Here is an 18,210-nt window from a genome sequence, read left to right on the forward strand (position 1 = left end):
TCAACTTTTCCATGAAATATCATAGAAGTTAGCTGATTAAACGAGAGGATATAACAACGTTTCTTTTCAGTCAAGTCATCTTGCAGCCAAAGTCACTTGAACTAACTTTCAAAGTAAAATCAGTTTAATTAGACTTTGTCTACAATCCGGGACCGGTAACGGTCCTTTTTTTATTGTTTAGGGTGAAAAAGTCGAATTATCATGAACATTTAGACAAGGTAATTGTCTTTACAGTTAAATACATGTAAAATAAGGGTATGCGTTAAGATTGAGGTGAAAGTGATGCTTGAAAAAACAACCCGAATTAACATGCTCTTTGCATTTTATCAACGACTTTTGACAGAAAAGCAGAGCATTTATATGACCTTATACTACGAAGATGATTTCTCACTTGGTGAAATCGCCGAGGAATATGAGGTGTCACGTCAGGCGGTCTATGATAATATTAAGCGAACCGTCAAAATTCTAGAAACGTACGAAGAAAAACTTGGCCTCGTTGGTATTTTCAAACAACAAAATGAACTTGTGGCCACGCTGCGGGCTCGACTGGTCGAAAAAGACGTCGCAGACACCGAAATTACAACCTTATTAAATCAATTAGATGAAATCAATTTATATTAGGAGGTCCGACAATGGCTTTTGAAGGATTATCAGAACGATTACAAAATACAATTGCAAAAATGCGCGGCAAAGGAAAAATTACTGAAGCCGATGTGAAAGAAATGATGCGTGAAGTACGTCTGGCGTTACTTGAAGCCGATGTTAACTTTAAGGTCGTAAAAAGCTTTGTTAAAACAGTGGGCGAACGTGCCATCGGACAAGACATTATGTCGAGCTTAACACCAGGGCAACAAGTTGTTAAAATTGTTAACGAAGAATTAACAGCGTTAATGGGTGGGGCCGAAAGCAAATTAACGATGAACAATCAGCCGCCAACCGTTTTAATGATGGTCGGCTTACAAGGTGCGGGTAAAACAACTACTACTGGTAAGCTGGCATCACTCTTACGAAAAAAATACAATAAAAAACCGTTGCTTGTGGCAGCCGATGTGTACCGTCCAGCGGCAATTCAACAATTGCAAACCTTAGGAAAACAACTTGATATGCCAGTTTTTACATTAGGTGATCAAGTTAGCCCAGTTGAGATTGCCAAACAGGCGATTGCCCATGCCAAGGCAGAACATTTAGATTATGTATTAATCGATACAGCGGGTCGTCTGCATGTGGATGAAACGTTAATGAATGAATTAATCGACGTTAAAACAGTCGCTCAGCCCGATGACATTTTACTCGTTGTCGATTCGATGACAGGACAAGATGCAGTTAACGTAGCGAAAAACTTTGATGAAACACTCGACTTAACCGGTGTTATTTTAACTAAATTAGATGGCGACACCCGTGGTGGAGCAGCACTCTCAATTCGTTCAGTTACTGGGAAACCAATTAAATTTGTCGGTATGGGTGAGAAATTGGATGCGCTTGAACCGTTCCATCCTGATCGCATGGCTTCGCGTATATTAGGAATGGGTGACGTCATGAGTCTCATTGAGAAGGCGCAAGCGAACGTTGACGAAGAAAAGGCAATGGCACTTGCGAATAAGATGAAAGACAACTCCATGACGTTTGATGACTTCCTCGAGCAATTGCAACAGGTAAAACAAATGGGACCATTAGATGATCTCTTGAAAATGATTCCCGGCATGAATAAAATGAAGGGCGTCGAAAACATGTCAATCGATGATAAACAAATGGCCCACATTGAAGCGATTATTAAATCGATGACGACAAAAGAACGAGCAGAGCCAGCGATTTTAAATGCGAGTCGCCGTCGCCGTATTGCGACTGGTAGTGGACGACCAGTGCAAGAAGTGAACAAACTCGTGAAACAATTTGAAGAGATGAAAAAAATGATGAAACAGATGAGTGGTATGGGCGGAAAAGGCGGTAAAAAAGGGATGAAGGGACTTATGAGTGGTCTCGGAAACAATTTCAAAATGCCTTTTTAAAACTTTTTTAACTTTTTTTTAAGATGTAAAGAAAAAATACTTTACAAGCAGAAGAATTGGTGGTAATATTAATTCTTGTGAGATACAAATTATGGAGGTGTTATTCAAATGGCAGTTAAAATTCGTTTAAAACGTATGGGTTCGCGTAAGTCACCTTTCTACCGTGTCGTAGTTGCAGATTCACGTTCACCACGTGATGGTCGCTTCATCGAAACAGTAGGAACTTTCAATCCTTTAACTCAACCAGAAACAGTTGTAATCAATGAAGAAGCTGTTTTATCATGGTTAAGCAAAGGTGCGCAACCTTCTGATACAGTACGTACTTTATTATCTTCAAAAGGAATTTTAGAAAAATTCCACAACGCTAAATACTCTAAATAAGATATTAAGCAATCATATTTAATGAAATCGTCCACATCATTTATATTAATTTATGATGTGGGCGATTTTTTTAATTTAACCAAAGAGGTGATCGGATGGATATTTTACAACGGATTCAAGTTAAACGGGTTTTGACGACAGAATCACTCGAACGTATTCAACTATCTTTTGAGCTAAAACGAAAGCAACTGCAGATGGAAATCGAGCAATTACGGTTTCAACAAAAAAAGCAACTACATCTTTCGAAGCATCCGCAAGATAAAATCACGGCCTACTTTGCTAATGAAATTACTAAACGTGAAGAACAGGCAGCAATTGTGTCTTATGAGACAGAACAACTCGCCGTACTGCCGCTCGGTACAGAAATTATCGAACGCGAAGTTGAGGCGCTTGTGCCGATTGCTGTCGGTGACACATGGTCCCAAGTGCTACAAGAGCAAGAAATCATCATTAAGGATGATATTATAATTGAAATTAGAACGAGGTGAGACACGATGACAGAATATTTAAATGTAGGTAAAATTGTAAATACACATGGTGTTCAAGGAGAATTACGTGTGCTTAGTGTGACCGATTTTGCGATGGAACGTTTTGCACCAGGCAACGAATTGGCCTTATTTAAACCAGGCGAACAAAAACCAACGAGGGTCAAGATTTTGACACACCGTCAACATAAAAACTTCGACCTCATTACGCTTGAAAATGTGTACAACATTAAGTTAGCGGAAGAATTGAAAAACAGCGAGCTTAAAATCGAACGTGATCGCGTACAGGCTTTGCCTAAAGGTGAATACTACCATCATGAAATTTTAGGTTGTCAGATTGTTGGCGAAGATGGGACGGTTGTTGGTGTCATTAAAGAAGTGTTGTCAACAGGGGCGAACGATGTGTGGATTGCTAAAGGTGCTAATGGAAAAGAACAGTTAATTCCGTTTATTCCATCGGTTGTGTTAGATGTCAATGTCGCAGACAAAATCGTCACGATTGAAATCATCGAAGGACTGTTGAACTGATGAAAATTGATATTTTAACGCTTTTCCCCGAAATGTTTAGCGGCGTTACTGGCTCTTCAATCATTAAAAACGCGATTGAAAAAGGGTTGGTTAATGTCGATGCAACGGATTTTCGTCCGTTTTCAACCCATCGTCAAGGTCATGTTGATGATTATCCTTATGGTGGTGGGGCCGGAATGCTCCTAATGGCACAGCCTTTATTTGACGCTGTTGCGCATTTGAAAGCAGAAGGTGTCAAACCACGTGTTATTCTGTTGGATCCCGCTGGCGTGCCTTATACGCAGAAATTAGCAGAAGAACTCGCGCAAGAGGAACAACTGATTATGATTTGTGGGCATTACGAAGGGTATGATGAACGCATTCGCGAACATTTGGTGACCGATGAAATTTCGATTGGTGATTATATCTTAACAGGTGGTGAAGTTGGGGCAATGGCGATTATGGACAGTGTTGTCCGCCTTCTTCCAGGTGCTTTAGGCAATGATCAGTCAGCGGTTACCGATTCGTTCTCAACTGGCTTGCTTGAACACCCTCATTACACACGTCCAGCCGATTTCCGCGGTTTAACAGTGCCTGATGTCTTAATGAGTGGTCATCATGCCAACATTGAACGTTGGCGTCATGAGGAGTCGCTTCGCCGGACAGCATCGCGTCGTCCGGATATGTTGGATGTGTATCCTTTAAGTGACGCTGATTTAACCTTTTTAAAGGCTGAAGTACTATATGATCCGAACAAAAAAGAGCAATAAAACTGAATTTTTTTTACTTTGAAAGAAGATATACTTGTCAGCTGTTAAAAACTGTGATAATATAATATGGTGACTGAAGATATCAGTCTATTAACGATGTTCCGCTGTGCATATTTAGGGTGCAAGAATGTCCGTTGAGGAGGAGAAATAATAATGCATATATTAGAAGAAATTACTCAAGGTCAATTACGTACTGATGTTCCAGATTTCCGTCCTGGGGATACTGTCATCGTACACGCGAAAGTTGTCGAAGGAACACGCGAACGTATCCAACTTTTTGAAGGTGTGGTTATTAAACGTCGTGGTGCTGGAATCAGCGAATCTTTCACTGTTCGTAAAATTTCTTACGGCGTAGGTGTTGAGCGTACATTCCCTGTACACACTCCACGTATTGCTAAATTAGAAGTTAAACGTCATGGTAAAGTACGTCGCGCTAAATTATACTACTTACGTGAATTACGTGGTAAAGCTGCACGTATCAAAGAAGTACGTCGTTAAGAAGTGCTCTTTTGAGAAGACTCCTTGTTTACAAGGGGTCTTTTTTTTGCCTTTTGATAGTGCTAAATGACTATTTTGGTAAGCATGTTTGATAAGCCTTTTTTAATTCGTTTCGCTAAAATATAAAAATGAAAAATGAATGGATTGACACGTTTTTTACTGGTAAAATAGTTGAGCAGTCTACTATTAAATTTAGCTAAAAGGTATATAATAAAGACATAGTTACAAAGGTGAGATAAAGTCAGTTTATTGGTGCTGAATTGTAAATCGACGTAATCACTGCTGTAATCAAGCTTGTAAACACGTGATTATGTTGTTTTTATGAACGATAATAACACAGTGTCATTAAACTAGTTAATTGTGACTGCTTCGGTGGCGGTTAACTAAGGGAGGCTCATCATGTCATTAGATCATCATACACTCGAAATACCAGCAAATCTACAAGACTTACTCATTACAAAGTCAGAAGCTATCTATCGCAATGTCCGCTCATCTTACATGAAGGTTGGCACACCTGAATTGATTTTTATGGCGACATCGACAGCAGATGTTGCCAATGTTGTTCAGTACGTTGCCAAATTGAAAAAAACAGACGAACATTTAGCGTTTTCAATACGCAGTGGCGGACACGGCATGTCAGGTTCATCAACAAATCAGGGTGGGGTCGTGCTTGATTTATCAAAAATGCGAACTGTGGAGTTGATTGATCGAGAGAAAAAGCTAGTGCGCGTGCAAGCAGGTGCAGATTGGGGCACTGTGGCAAAAGCGTTGGCACCTGAGGATTTAATTATCTCAAGTGGTAACTTTGGTGATGTCGGTGTCGGCGGCTTAGCAGCTTCAGGCGGCATTGGTTATTTTACCCGCAGCCATGGCTTAACGATTGATCACATAAAAGCAGTGGTTTTAGTAACGGCTGACGGAACAGTACATACGGTCGATGCAACGCATGAGCCCGATTTGTTTTGGGCTATCCGTGGTGCAGGTTCTCAACTTGGTGTCATCACTGAATTTGTTTTTGAAGCGACACATTTACAATCTGATACGAAAGATGCAGCTGTTATCTATCAACGATTGACCTATACAACCGATGATGTTGCTCAATTTGTGACGGATTGGGGAAAATGGGCAACAGCAGCACCGCGTGAAATGACGAGCTTCTTAATGATACAAAAAGCAGGAGTTGGTAGTTTCAATATTAGTGCGAGCAATGTGTGGTCGACAACCGATACAGTGAAGGCAACACCTGTGCTAGAGAAAGCAGCGGCAATTGCACCTTTAATTGAACATAACGCCACCATTACTCCGTATCCGACAATTATACCTCATCCGCAGTCCGAACACGGTGGTCAACAACGGATTCAAATTTGGAATGGGTTGATTGATAAAGCCGACCAACAACTCGGTGAAGCGATTGCTGAAGCCTTTAAAAATCCATTAACATTAGTAATGGAACTACGCTCAATCGGAGGGGCAATGAATGATGTTGCCGTTGAGGAGACCGCTTGGGCTGCAAGATACCAAGAAGCCTTTGTGAGTGTGTGGATGATGCCGGGAGAAGAAACAGAGCAAACAAAAGCCTTTGCACCAATTGAAAAATTAAGTACCGGTGTTTACGGTGCCTATTCGTCAAATACGAGTCTTGCGATGGCGGATAAAGCTTGGCCAGGACAAACGGGTGAACGCCTGCGACAACTAATTGCAAGATACGACCCGCAACGGTTATTTAATCAAGGGATTCATTTGTAAGTGAATGAGTTGATTGAGAGATCCTTCTTGGTCATAAAAACTAAAATGAATCGACGACTTTATCTCCTCTCAACTCGGATGCTCATTTTTATTAGGCGAAGCTGAAATTATCCTGAGAGTAGTAAATGAATTTTTCTAGCATCGGATCCGTAAATCGTTAGTGATTTACGGTTTTTTTAATTTCCACCGTTTGTTACTAAGGACAATTTGACAGCAATACTTTTTTTGAATGAGTCAAAAACAATTTGTTAGATGGCCTCTAAAACGAGACTTTTGGTCAGTAGATTCCTTTTAAATAGGTCAATAGATTTATCGTTGACACCTCATTTAGCCGCATGTATAATCTTCATTTAGTAACAATTATCCGATTGTTTAAACGATAAAGGTTTATTATATTCGTGAAATTTGTTTGCTATTATACATAATTTGATGAGAAGAGGAGAAAAAAGGATGAAATTTTTTTTCAAGGCAATAATTATTTTTATAGTGACATTGGGGGGATTAACTGCTCCATTGGTAACTGCATCTGAGACAATTATCATCAGCAACACAAAGACTGAAATGCCAAATAAAGCGGTAAACAGCGAACGTTTCGAACAAAAAGGTGCAGCTGAACGAAGGGCATTGCCAGCAAATGAACGAGTGGTTGTCGAAGAAATTGAAAAGTATTTAAATGATGCGGATGTAACAATACCAAAATCACGCTCTGTTAGTTCCGCGGTAGAAAAAGTAATTGCAGGGTTAGCGTTTGATGTGGCAGTGAGACGTAACAATAGCGTTATTAGTGTAACTGACTTTTTTGGTTTAACATCAGGGGTAAAAGAAAATAAATGGTTTGAAGGATTAAAAAACAAAAGCGATCGCTACCAAACGGTTTTTGATAAACCGACCAATAAGAATATCAAACTACATGCGTATTACATCGATAATAAATCAGCTAAAACGGCTTTAGTTCAACACGGTTATCGCTCACAACCGATAAATATTATGGCTGAAGCTAAATTATTAAGTGATTTAGGTTACAATGTTATCGTTCCAGATGCTCGTTCACATGGTAAGAGCCAAGGCGAATACATAGCTTTTGGTGCATATGAAAAAAATGATGTGAATGGTTGGCTAGAACAGGAAGCAGCGATAAAACCTAATCAAGAATTTGTTTTGTTAGGCGTATCAATGGGAGCAGCAACGGTAATGATGAGTCAAGATACCATTAATCCTAACTTAAATGTTAAAGCGATTATTGAAGATTGTGGTTATTTTTCAATTGAGGAACAAGCACATGATGTTATGCACATGGTTACAAAATACCTCCAATATATTCCACTTGTAAATATGGTGGACTGGTATGCTTTTGAAAATCGTCTAGTCGATTCGTTGAATGATAATTATGTCAAACCAAAGTTAAAAATTGATTTATATGATATTTCCCCACTCAATTCAGTTGAAAATTCGACAGTTCCGAAATTATTTATTCATGGAACAAAAGATACATTCATTCCACCTAAGGCTAAAACGGTCTTGTATGGAGCTGCGGCTGGCTACAAAGAACAATTAGATGTCGTAGGTGCCGGACATGCAGAAAACCTTGAAGTTTCGGGTCAAACTTATATCGCGAAAGTAACGGTTTTTTTACAAACAGTGGACAATATATCGACTTTACGTGCTGAAATTGCTCCGACAATCAATCTATTGAAAAACAGTGCACTTGTTACATCTCAAACAGGAATACCAAACTGGTTAATGAGTAGTGATAAGAAAAACTATCGGAGTAATGTAGACTCGAAAATAAAGATATCTAAAGAACAGCTGTTCACATTAGATGCGAACAAAGATAGTCAGATAACAAAAATGACAAATGGATCATTACGTATGTTTTTATTTAAGCAAGACATTGGTGCATTCTTAAAACAAGATTTAGCAGGTGTTGCGGGTGAGAATTATTTGTTAACTTTCGATTCACTGAATCCAAATACGGCAGAATTCAATACTCAAACAATGAGCTTTGGTTTAGGAGACCAATCGAAAAATAAAAATCCAACAACTAAGGGAACTGTGAAACAAACAATGAGTTATACAGCGAAACAAACAGGGATGATGCCTATTTATTTTGGAACTCACTATACAAAATTTAATTTTTTAGGTAGCGGTTATGTCCAAATATATTTTTCTAATTTGAAAGTCATCAATACCGATATTATACCTCCACGTCCAGTAACGATTGATTCAGTTATAAATCAATCAAATCAAACAATTATAACTGGTGAAGGCGAGAGAAATACGGTAGTGAAACTAGTGAATGAAGATAAAAAAATCGTTAGTGAGGTAACAACAACAGCTGAAGGTGAATTCTCAATAACGCTACCAAAACAAACGGCAGGTACAATTATGCATCTCGTGAATCAAGATGTAAAAGGAAACCGTAGTGAGTCTAAAGTTATCGTCGCAGTAGAATAAAGCCTCTGCTATTTGTACAAAAACAGACGAGCAATGTTAGAAAATTAAGAGTGGCAGCTGTATACCGAGGTGAATTGGGTGCGGCTGTCTTTATTTAAATGAACAATTCAATTGCAATAATTGTGGAAAATACCACAAATTTTGCGAGGGTATCCATTTCGAGCGTGGAATCCATGAAACCTTACAGGCACAAGGGATTTGAACGGTTTATCTAAAAGGAAACCGTAGGTACTACACCTACTAATTAGCGTTCTTTTATGATATGCTCTAACTTAACAGTTAAACAAACCATCAATCAATCGTGCTACAGGTAAATGATACTTGATAGAAATGTGCCAAACATTTATGACAGAAAATTCAAAAAACAATCATTTGAAATGATTAACAGAGAGACTAGCAACCTGGGATTTCCAAATCAAACACTGGTAATTAGAAAAAATTCAGTCAGATTGATGTTTAATATTCAGACGATGAATCCCTCCTTCATTCTATCCCAGACAAAAAGAGCAGTTAACGAAGAACTGAAGTATTTCAAAGAATGAACTCTAATATAATGATTACCTAAAATAATACAAAAGTAGATACCATCATATATATTTATCGTACGATTAAAAAAAGTTGTTTCTCAAGTAGAAATAAAAGTTTTATACTCACTTCATAACACGTTGAGGGTAGGCATCAAATAGTTAAATTAAATAATAGATATAAATAATTAATTTTTCTGGGAAAGGACGAGACGAATGCTAGATAATCGATATTACACATTTTTAAAAGTATATGAAACATTGAACTATACTAGGACAGCAGAAGCCTTACATGTTACACAGTCAACAGTATCACAACATATCGCCTATTTAGAGAAAAAAAATGGTGTAAAGTTATTTCAAAATATTAATCGTAGAACGGTTGCTTTACCTGCTGCAGACTATTTATACGAACGAACAAAACAACTGGCAAAAATATCGATGGAATTAGTCAACAAAATTAATACTACGACTGAAGAAGCCAATCGACAATCTTAATTAGTTAGGACGTAAAACTTTACCGCGGTCAGTTATTGCCGTTTCAAATGCAACTCGTTTACCAAAGCAGTAAAGAAAATCAGCAGGGATATAAGCATTTCTGGTGAATCCTATGATATGACTAATTGAATTGACATTTAATGTTATATACAAACTTTGAGATAACTATTTACACCTAACCTAAAAGCGTTTGTCACTCAATTATAACTAAAAAGAATAGTATCATAAGTAATGATTGTTTTTGTAAATAGTTATAGTGACTTATACTGATGTAGAAGCTATTAATGTAACTAGGTAAAAGAATAGCTCTCTATGTTGTTCGATAACAATACGTTAAAGTAAGCTAAGGAAGGGAGGACGTTGATCAATCGTAGAACATAGAAAAACACTAAAAGGAGCAATATAAAATGACGAAGAAAAGATTTAAGAAAAAAATGACAAAAGTAGGAGCAGCGACACTCGCAACTGTAATTGGTGTGAGTCCCTTAGTACCGTCTGCATCTGTCAATGCAAACGAGACTAAACAAACACCGATAACAACGACACAAAAGAACACTCAAAAAAATGAGGCGAAAAACAAAGGTGCTTGGTCGTGGTGGGAATTACAACGAATCGGTAGTGGTAACATTACTTTTACAGAAGGACATACTGGTGGGATAATATTTGAAAAATGGTTTAAGGTAGTAGATGTCTTTACCGGTTCAACAACACCACCACCAATTAAGAAAAAGTGGTATGAAGGAAACATTGATTTTAATAAGCCGGGTACATATCCTATTACAATGCATGTCTCGTTTACTAATTTACAAGCTAATCAGAAAATTGCAGTAAATATTGTGATTGTCGAATCAGCAGCATCTAAAAAAGCAGAGACAGCAGTAAAAGCGTTATATACGAATAGTTCAATGACTTCGATACATGGTAATCTCACACAAGCACTTTTAGATCAAGCAACGACGTTAGCAAATGCCGTTCCAGTTGACTCGAAAAAACAAACGTTCCTAGCGAACATCGCCAAGGCACAAAATCAATACAATGTTGATCTAGAAAAAATTGCAGGCTTAAAAGATGAAAGTAATGAATACTTCACATCGACTGACAAAACACAAATTAAAAGTGAAGTAACGCTTGAACAGTTAAATGGATTTAAGAACAAGATTGCAACTGTTATAAATAATAACGAACGCGCAGCATTGATGGCGGAACATAGTAAACTAGTTGAATTGTATGACGCAATGCAGGCAAATAACTTGTTAGCTGCAACAGATAAAGTAAATGAATTGTTCTCAGATGATGAACATTCAACAATCGGACAAGATGTAGATCAAGCAACAATTGATACTGTGAAACAACTTGTTGCGGATACGATTGTACCAGGATCAAATAAAGATAAGTTAGAAGCTGAAATTGCAAAAGCACAACAATTACTCGATGATAAAAAGGCAAATATAGCAGCACATGAAAAAGCCAAAGCAGCGATAGCGGCTTTATATGCCGATGAGAAACAGACTTCAATTCACGGTAAACTTACACAAGACATGATTAAATCAGCGTTAGCTTTAACAAATGAGTTGCCAATGAGTGATGTGAAGACGTCGTATTTAGAGGCTATTGTAAAAGCACAAGAACAGTATGATTTAGATATGAAAAACATCGAGCAAAACAAAGCAGTAATTGCTGAATACTTTACATCGAATGATAAAACGGCAGTAAAAGAGTCAGTAACTAATCAACAATTAGAAACGCTTAAAGCAAACATCATGGAAGTGAAAAATGATGCGGCAAGGGCTTCGTTAAATGCAGACCACTCACTGTTAGAAAAATTATTTTATTCACAACAAATCGAAATTGCGAAGGCAGCAGTCGACGTCCTTTTTGCAAACGATGCGCATACTGAATTAGCAATAGAAGCAACACAGGCAATGATTGATAAGGCTCAAGAAATTTTAGATAATACAACGATGACTGTAACTGTTCATCAAAAATTGACTGCAGACATTCAAACGGCTCAAACGTTATTAAATGAAAAAACACAGGCAGCAGCTGACATGAAAGCAGCACAGGAGGCAACTGATGCCTTGTTCGCAGACAAAGAGCATACTCTTTTAGCTGATAATGCTACTCAAGAAATGATTGACTCGGCCAAAGAATTAGCTGACAAATTGCCAGTGGGTAAAGATAAAGAGGTCTTGAAAGAGGAAATTGCAAACGCTCAAACTTTATTAGATGAAGCCATTCAATCATCAACAGACATGAAAGCGGCACAAGAGGCAACAAATAATCTCTTTGCAGATGAGGCTAAATCTTCTTTAGCGGATGATATTTCACAAGCAATGATTGACTCGGCTAAAGAGTTGGTTAATAAATTGCCAAATGGTAAAGAGAAAGAGTCATTATTAGCTGATGTTACTCAAGCCCAAGCATTACTAGATGAGGTGACGCAAGCAGCTGCCGATTTGAAAGCCGCACAAGAGGCAACAAATAACCTCTTTGGTGATGAAAGTAAGACAATATTAGGAGAGCAAACATCTCAAGAGATGATTGACTCGGCTAAAGAATTAATCAACAAGTTACCTGAAGGTAAAGATAAAGAAAACTTAGTAGCTGATATTGCTAAAGCTGAAACATTATTAAAAGCTGCTATTGAATTAGCTAATACGAGTATTAATGCCATTGATTTTAAAATTGGTGAAAGTCGTTATGTAACCGGTAAATTAACGGGTACATTAATTAAAAAAATCGCAATTGAAATTAACGGTGTCTTAACGAAACAAATTAATGTGCAAGGGGATTCCTATCAATACTGGGCATCGAACTTAATCAATGCGGCATCAGATAAGGTAGCCATTGTTGGTTTTGATGCGAAAGGCAATGAAGTGAAACGTGCGGTTGTAAACGTAACAGAAAATACAGCAGATGATGCATTTGTAGAAGCTACTACGTTTGTTATTGGTAAAGATAACTATGTGTATGGAAGCTATACAGGAGCAGTCTCACATGTGGCATTACGTATTAACGGTGTGTTAACACAAAAAGTAAAAGTAAGTGATAATACAATTAAATACTATGCTAAAGATAAAATTACAGATGCCGATGCTAAAGTGGAATTGGTTGGTTATAATGTAGCTGGTCATGAAGTGAGTGCACAACTTGTTAAAATAAGTACAACTATTGCAACGTTATCTGTAGACGGATACCGTATGGGTGCAAGTCACGTGACAGGTACGTATACAGGTGATGCGAAATATATGGCGTTAATTGTTAACGGCAAGATGACACAAATGATTGGTATTAAAGATCAAACTTTTAAATACTATGCAAAAGATAAGATTAAGAGTGGAGACGATGTTCGTGTTGCAATTTATGATGTAAACAAAGTTGAGATACGTAACAACAACTTAAGTGTCATTCAATCGGAGGGTGATCTGCGTTTATTAGATTATAAATTCAATAACTCTCACATCGAAGGGACGTATTCGGGGGATGTTGTGAAAGTGCAAGTCAAAGTTAACGGAGTGATCCAATCAACGATTCCTGTAAAAGAAGGTGCCTTCAAGTATTACGCTCGTAATCTTATTACAGACTTATCAGATAAGGTCACGGTACTCGGTTTAGATTCTGGGAATAATATCCTTACAGAGAAACAATTAAATGTTATTAAGTAAATACAGCTAGATATAAGCAAGTGGCACTACTTCCCAGACTCATTAGCATTGTTGCAGATAAAGACTGCCGTAGTTCAGTCTTATCATCTCGTAAACAAAGTCATAGTAATAGAATTCAACAGAAAATGAGGTCTGTTTCGACTTTTTCTACAATCCGAAAGGGATGATGTGACTAACACATCATCCCTTTTTGATAAGCTCATCACAGTCTATATGTATTTGTATTTCTTATTGTTATATGATTAATCATTATTTTACATTATTCATAATCAGAAATATAATTAAGTGGTACCCCTTATTTAAAAAGTGCTACTGTTCAATCAATGTTTATAAAAAGAATGGAGTGAAGAAATGAGTAAAAAAACGATACTGCTTGTATCATTGCTATGTTTGTTCTTGTTATCAGCCTGTGGAGTTACTTCTGAAAAAAAAGAACAAAAGAACATTGCAGCGGAACAACAATTTAAAACAAAGACGATTGACAACATCGAAATGAAGTTGAAAAAAATCAGAACCACTGAATCAGGTAAGAATGATAAGAAAAACATTGTAATGTTCACCTTATCTTTCAAAAACAATGATCAGATGGCAGTAGGTATCGGTGGAGGCGATTTTAAGCTTAAAGTTGGTAAAGATACATACAACGTGTATGCACCAGGAAATAGTATTGGTCAAGAAATCGCAGTGAATGATAAGGTTTCAGGAGATGTTTATTTTGAAATTCCAACTTCTGTGACGGAGGCAATCTTAGTGTATATGCCAATGAAAGAAATTTTAGGAGAATGGAAGGTTAAAATACCTGAATCTGAGTAAACAATTTTTAAAGTAATGTCACATCTGAAATGATGACATTACTAACTTTTAAAGACAAAAAAACTATAGAATATGAGGATGTAAAAATGAAAATAGTAACAATGGGATTAGGATATATTGGATTACCTACGGCTGTTATGTTTGCAAATCATAACCAAGATGTTGTGGGGGTAGATGTTAATTGTCTGACTGTCGAACAATTAAATCGCGGTATTTTACATATTGAGGAGCCTGGGTTGCAAGAGGAGCTCAATCATGCACTTGCCTGTGGAACGTTTAAGGCGTCATTAACGCCAGAAAAGGCAGATGTTTTCATTATTGCAGTTCCGACTCCGAATCATAACGATGACTTAAAGTCCTGTGATTTGAGTTATGTTGCGAATGCGATTAAATCGATTTTACCGTTTGTTGAAGTGGGTAACACAATCATTCTTGAATCGACGGTCGCACCGCAATCAACCGAAAATCTTGTACAACCGATGTTGGAAGAAGCTGGTTTTATAATCGGTGAAACAATCTATCTCGTGCATTGTCCTGAACGCGTATTACCAGGACAAATCATTCATGAGCTTGTCTATAACAATCGAATCATTGGTGGTGTCACAGCAGAATGTACGCAAGCTGGAAAAGAAGTCTATGAAACATTTGTTAAAGGGGAACTCATTTTAACAACTGCCAGAACAGCAGAACTTTCTAAATTAATGGAAAATACGTTTCGAGATGTCAATATTGCATTAGCGAATGAATTGGTTAAAATTTCAGCTGATTTAGATATTGATGCCTTAAAAGTAATTGAAATGGCTAACAAACATCCTCGTGTTAACCTTCATCAACCGGGGCCAGGTGTTGGGGGTCACTGTTTGGCTATTGATCCTTATTTTATAGCAGCAGCTTCACCAGATTATTCGCCTCTAATTCAGTTGTCACGTGAAATAAATACATCAATGCCTCAGTTTGTAATAACAAAGACAAACCAGTTAATGCAACAGTATTCAGGAAAAAAAATAACAGTTTTTGGTCTTACATATAAAGGAGATATCGATGATGTTCGTGAAAGTCCTGCAATGGAAATTTATGAACACTTAACAGCGCAACAATGTTTTGAGGTAGTGGCCTATGATCCTCATGTTGAAGCAGCCTTCGTGGAAAAAAATCTTGCTGTGGCAATTAATAACGCAGATTTAATTCTAGTATTAACGGATCATAGTGCGTTTAGAGAGATGGACTCAACAACATTTGAAAATATGAACCAAAAAAATATCCTCGACACAAAAAACATTCTTAACGTGTCCGCTAATGACATTAATTATATCAACCTAGGGAACCTTGCTCGCATAGAAAAAGTGATTGAGCAAACAACTCAACTGGCATAATTAGGAAAGGTGTACCGGTTTGGTAAAAAAAATATTAGTGCTAACGCAAAATTTTTATCCTGAAATCGGCAGTGCTGCCAATCGCCTTAAAAATATTGCTGCCTTATTAAGTGAAGATCATCAAGTTGATGTTCTGACATCGGCACCGACCTATCCGAATAAAGAGATTTACCAACAAAATAAATTTTGGGATGAAGCACCTGCCAATGTGACACGTGTGACAATTCGTACACAGTATTATACAAGCAATTTATTTTTTCGTTTACTGTTATATTTAGAGACAATTATCAAATTAACTTTTCGGATAATTTTTTCAAAAGAGAAATACGATATTGTGTTAATCTCAACACCGCCAATTTTCATCTCAATACCTGGCATTATCGCTAAATGGAAATGGAAAGCACGCTTAATTGTCGATGTGCGGGATTTATGGCCTGATGCCCTTAGAGGGATTGGGAAGAAAACAAACAGTTTCAACATGAAAGCTGCATACTGGTTAGAAAATAAAGTCTATCAAGCGTCTGATGAAATTTTAATTAATAGTGAGGGCTTTTTAACATACTTACAAGATAAAGAAATAAATCCTTCTAAAATTAGTTTTATTCCCAATGGTTTAACAGAACAAGAGCTGAAAAAGACCATAAAAAGACAACGAAAAAAATTCACAGTCATTTATGCAGGGAATATTGGTCTTGCGCAAAATCTAGATGTCTTTTGTGAATTAGCGAAGGCAATGGCAGGTGATTGTGAAATTAAGTTTAAAATTGTCGGTTATGGTTATAAGAAAACACAATTAGAACAACGTATTTTAGCTGAAAATTTAGCTCAAAACACAAGCATCCTTCCACCTGATACACGTAAAAATGTATTGGAGATGATTCGTGATGCAGATATAGCCTTTCTAAGTCTAACTGATCATCAAGCATTTCATAAGGTAATACCAGGAAAGTTGATTGACTACATGGGTTGTTCTATTCCAACAGTTGCAGTTGTTTCAGGCTATAGTAAATCTATTATTGAACAGGCACACTGTGGTTTTGTCTTTAAGGAGGAAGAGATTAAGTCGATCAGAGATACGATTACACTATTGAAAAATTCACCGCAATTACGTCAGGATTTAGGTAATAATGGTTGGCAATTTGCGATGAAATACTACAATTGGGATTTGAATAAACAAAAATTAAAAGAGGTCTGTCGAGATGAATAATAAAGTAACGATGCTTGTTTGGAATCACTTTACGAATGATGCGAGGGTATTGCGAAGTGTGGGTACGTTAGCCGAGGCGGGGAATCAAGTGCTACTTATTGCAATCCAACCCTCTAAACCACAAAGCTTGCTTCCTCAGAATGACATTAATAATCTAACAGTGACACGTGTAAAGGGAACACTTCCTATTTTGGGCCAGTTAAATCAATTGAAAAAATCCATTTTAGCGTTTGTTTTAGCGAGCATTTTACTCGTCATCGGCTATTATTCGATTCCTGTCGTAGGCCTTTCTTTAATCCTATTATTATTTCTTTATGAAAAAAAACGTTGGCTTCGTATCGGGTATATCTTTTGGCAAATGACTTTAGTCGCTTTAAAAGCACCAGGTGACATCGTTCACAGCAATGATTTGAACACCTTATTGCAGGGGGTAATCATCAAAAAAGTAACACGTACAAAACTCGTTTATGATTCACATGAAATCCAAACGAGTCGTACCGGTTATAACAGTAAATGGTATGAAGTGGTTGAACGGAAATTACTAAAACATGTTGATGTTTACATTCATGAGAATATAACGCGAGCAAACTATATCGAGCAACTCTACGGAAGGCGTCCAGCGGTGATTCATAATTATCCAACGGTTACAAAGAATGCTAGTAAAAACAATTGTAATTTATATCAGCTTTTAAATATCCCTCCTGAAGAACCTATTCTTCTATATCAAGGAGGTATACAAACGGGACGGGGATTAGATAAATTAATTGAGGCAGTCCCTTTATTTAATAAAGGTGTTCTTGTGCTGATTGGTGATGGGAAAATGAAGTTGGAACTAGTGACTCGTGTTAAAAAAGAACAGTTATCTGATCGAATAAAATTTGTAGAAAAAGTGCCATTAAGTGATTTGCCAACCTATACAAAACAAGCTTATTTAGGGTTTCAAGTGTTAAATAACGTCTGTTACAATCATTTTTCTGCCTCATCTAATAAGCTATTTGAATACATGATGGCTGGTGTTCCAGTCATAGCCAGTCGATTCCCTGAAATGAAGCGGGTTGTTTTAACGGAGAAAACAGGGATTTTGGTTGATTCCCATTCAGCAAAATCGATTGCGCAAGCTGTTAATCTATTAATTGCGCATCCAGAATATCGTGAATGCTTAAGGAACAATGCGTTAAAGGCAAGTAAACGATACAATTGGGAGCATGAAAGTAAGCAATTGCTTACTGTCTATAAAACAATCAAATCCTAAGCAGAGCGTTAGGTTAAGGAAGGAGAAAACC

15 protein-coding genes are annotated in these 18,210 nt (G+C 37.2%); all 15 read left to right on the forward strand.

The genetic code is table 11. From position 1 onward, the window contains the following. Nucleotides 1-282 precede the first annotated feature (282 nt). The 15 genes from ACJYYY_RS05755 (at nt 283) to ACJYYY_RS05825 (ending at nt 18,179) form a co-directional block, all read left to right on the forward strand. A complete protein-coding gene (locus tag ACJYYY_RS05755) occupies nt 283-621 on the forward strand; it encodes a putative DNA-binding protein (RefSeq protein ID WP_035312798.1) in 339 nt (112 codons plus the stop codon). 11 nt (nt 622-632) lie between these two features. Then, a complete protein-coding gene (ffh, locus tag ACJYYY_RS05760; protein WP_408869223.1) occupies nt 633-2,006 on the forward strand; it encodes a signal recognition particle protein in 1,374 nt (457 codons plus the stop codon). A gap of 108 nt (nt 2,007-2,114) precedes the next feature. Beyond that, nucleotides 2,115-2,387, forward strand: a complete 273-nt coding sequence (gene rpsP, locus ACJYYY_RS05765; protein WP_035312794.1) for a 30S ribosomal protein S16 — start codon at nt 2,115-2,117, stop codon at nt 2,385-2,387. 95 nt (nt 2,388-2,482) lie between these two features. After that, the gene (locus ACJYYY_RS05770; protein WP_408869224.1) at nt 2,483-2,875 is read left to right on the forward strand and encodes a YlqD family protein; all 393 of its coding nucleotides are present in this window, start codon (nt 2,483-2,485) and stop codon (nt 2,873-2,875) included. Between the two features lie 6 nt (nt 2,876-2,881). Continuing rightward, nucleotides 2,882-3,400 carry a ribosome maturation factor RimM gene (rimM, locus tag ACJYYY_RS05775; RefSeq protein WP_035312792.1) on the forward strand — a complete coding sequence of 173 codons (519 nt, stop codon included), beginning with the start codon at nt 2,882-2,884 and terminating at the stop codon, nt 3,398-3,400. Next, a complete protein-coding gene (gene trmD / locus ACJYYY_RS05780) occupies nt 3,400-4,149 on the forward strand; it encodes a tRNA (guanosine(37)-N1)-methyltransferase TrmD (RefSeq protein WP_035312790.1) in 750 nt (249 codons plus the stop codon). The genes rimM and trmD overlap by 1 nt, the downstream gene beginning before the upstream one ends. A gap of 153 nt (nt 4,150-4,302) precedes the next feature. Next, complete coding sequence (gene rplS / locus ACJYYY_RS05785; protein ID WP_035312789.1) at nt 4,303-4,647, forward strand: 50S ribosomal protein L19; 345 nt, start codon at nt 4,303-4,305, stop codon at nt 4,645-4,647. Between the two features lie 399 nt (nt 4,648-5,046). Further along, complete coding sequence (locus ACJYYY_RS05790) at nt 5,047-6,393, forward strand: FAD-binding oxidoreductase (protein WP_035312788.1); 1,347 nt, start codon at nt 5,047-5,049, stop codon at nt 6,391-6,393. 450 nt (nt 6,394-6,843) lie between these two features. Beyond that, nucleotides 6,844-8,847, forward strand: a complete 2,004-nt coding sequence (locus tag ACJYYY_RS05795) for an alpha/beta hydrolase (RefSeq protein ID WP_051456759.1) — start codon at nt 6,844-6,846, stop codon at nt 8,845-8,847. A 740-nt stretch (nt 8,848-9,587) separates the two neighbouring features. After that, on the forward strand, nt 9,588-9,869 hold the full coding sequence (locus ACJYYY_RS05800) for a LysR family transcriptional regulator (protein WP_408868695.1): 282 nt from the start codon (nt 9,588-9,590) through the stop codon (nt 9,867-9,869). A gap of 407 nt (nt 9,870-10,276) precedes the next feature. Continuing rightward, nucleotides 10,277-13,534, forward strand: a complete 3,258-nt coding sequence (locus ACJYYY_RS05805; protein WP_035312787.1) for a toxin Cry1Ac domain D-VI-related protein — start codon at nt 10,277-10,279, stop codon at nt 13,532-13,534. Nucleotides 13,535-13,885: 351 nt separating this feature from the next. Then, entirely contained in the window at nt 13,886-14,347 is a 462-nt protein-coding gene (locus ACJYYY_RS05810; RefSeq protein ID WP_035312786.1) for a DUF4352 domain-containing protein, read from the forward strand. Nucleotides 14,348-14,433: 86 nt separating this feature from the next. Further along, a complete protein-coding gene (locus tag ACJYYY_RS05815; RefSeq protein ID WP_408868696.1) occupies nt 14,434-15,720 on the forward strand; it encodes a nucleotide sugar dehydrogenase in 1,287 nt (428 codons plus the stop codon). Nucleotides 15,721-15,739: 19 nt separating this feature from the next. Beyond that, the gene (locus ACJYYY_RS05820) at nt 15,740-16,927 is read left to right on the forward strand and encodes a glycosyltransferase family 4 protein (protein WP_408868697.1); all 1,188 of its coding nucleotides are present in this window, start codon (nt 15,740-15,742) and stop codon (nt 16,925-16,927) included. Further along, a complete protein-coding gene (locus ACJYYY_RS05825) occupies nt 16,920-18,179 on the forward strand; it encodes a glycosyltransferase (protein WP_408868698.1) in 1,260 nt (419 codons plus the stop codon). Before ACJYYY_RS05820 ends, ACJYYY_RS05825 begins: the two co-directional genes overlap by 8 nt. Nucleotides 18,180-18,210 lie beyond the last annotated feature (31 nt).

The sequence above is a fragment of the Brochothrix campestris genome, from assembly GCF_046058945.1.
Classification (GTDB): Bacteria; Bacillota; Bacilli; order Lactobacillales; family Listeriaceae; genus Brochothrix; species Brochothrix campestris.

Excerpts from the sequence above, each read along its gene's own strand:
- ACJYYY_RS05755 (WP_035312798.1), top strand. The coding sequence starts at position 283 with ATGCTTGAAAAAACAACCCGAATTAACATGCTCTTTGCATTTTATCAA.
- ffh (WP_408869223.1), top strand. The coding sequence starts at position 633 with ATGGCTTTTGAAGGATTATCAGAACGATTACAAAATACAATTGCAAAA.
- rpsP (WP_035312794.1), top strand. The coding sequence starts at position 2,115 with ATGGCAGTTAAAATTCGTTTAAAACGTATGGGTTCGCGTAAGTCACCT.
- ACJYYY_RS05770 (WP_408869224.1), top strand. The coding sequence starts at position 2,483 with ATGGATATTTTACAACGGATTCAAGTTAAACGGGTTTTGACGACAGAA.
- rimM (WP_035312792.1), top strand. The coding sequence starts at position 2,882 with ATGACAGAATATTTAAATGTAGGTAAAATTGTAAATACACATGGTGTT.
- trmD (WP_035312790.1), top strand. The coding sequence starts at position 3,400 with ATGAAAATTGATATTTTAACGCTTTTCCCCGAAATGTTTAGCGGCGTT.
- rplS (WP_035312789.1), top strand. The coding sequence starts at position 4,303 with ATGCATATATTAGAAGAAATTACTCAAGGTCAATTACGTACTGATGTT.
- ACJYYY_RS05790 (WP_035312788.1), top strand. The coding sequence starts at position 5,047 with ATGTCATTAGATCATCATACACTCGAAATACCAGCAAATCTACAAGAC.
- ACJYYY_RS05795 (WP_051456759.1), top strand. The coding sequence starts at position 6,844 with ATGAAATTTTTTTTCAAGGCAATAATTATTTTTATAGTGACATTGGGG.
- ACJYYY_RS05800 (WP_408868695.1), top strand. The coding sequence starts at position 9,588 with ATGCTAGATAATCGATATTACACATTTTTAAAAGTATATGAAACATTG.
- ACJYYY_RS05805 (WP_035312787.1), top strand. The coding sequence starts at position 10,277 with ATGACGAAGAAAAGATTTAAGAAAAAAATGACAAAAGTAGGAGCAGCG.
- ACJYYY_RS05810 (WP_035312786.1), top strand. The coding sequence starts at position 13,886 with ATGAGTAAAAAAACGATACTGCTTGTATCATTGCTATGTTTGTTCTTG.
- ACJYYY_RS05815 (WP_408868696.1), top strand. The coding sequence starts at position 14,434 with ATGAAAATAGTAACAATGGGATTAGGATATATTGGATTACCTACGGCT.
- ACJYYY_RS05825 (WP_408868698.1), top strand. The coding sequence starts at position 16,920 with ATGAATAATAAAGTAACGATGCTTGTTTGGAATCACTTTACGAATGAT.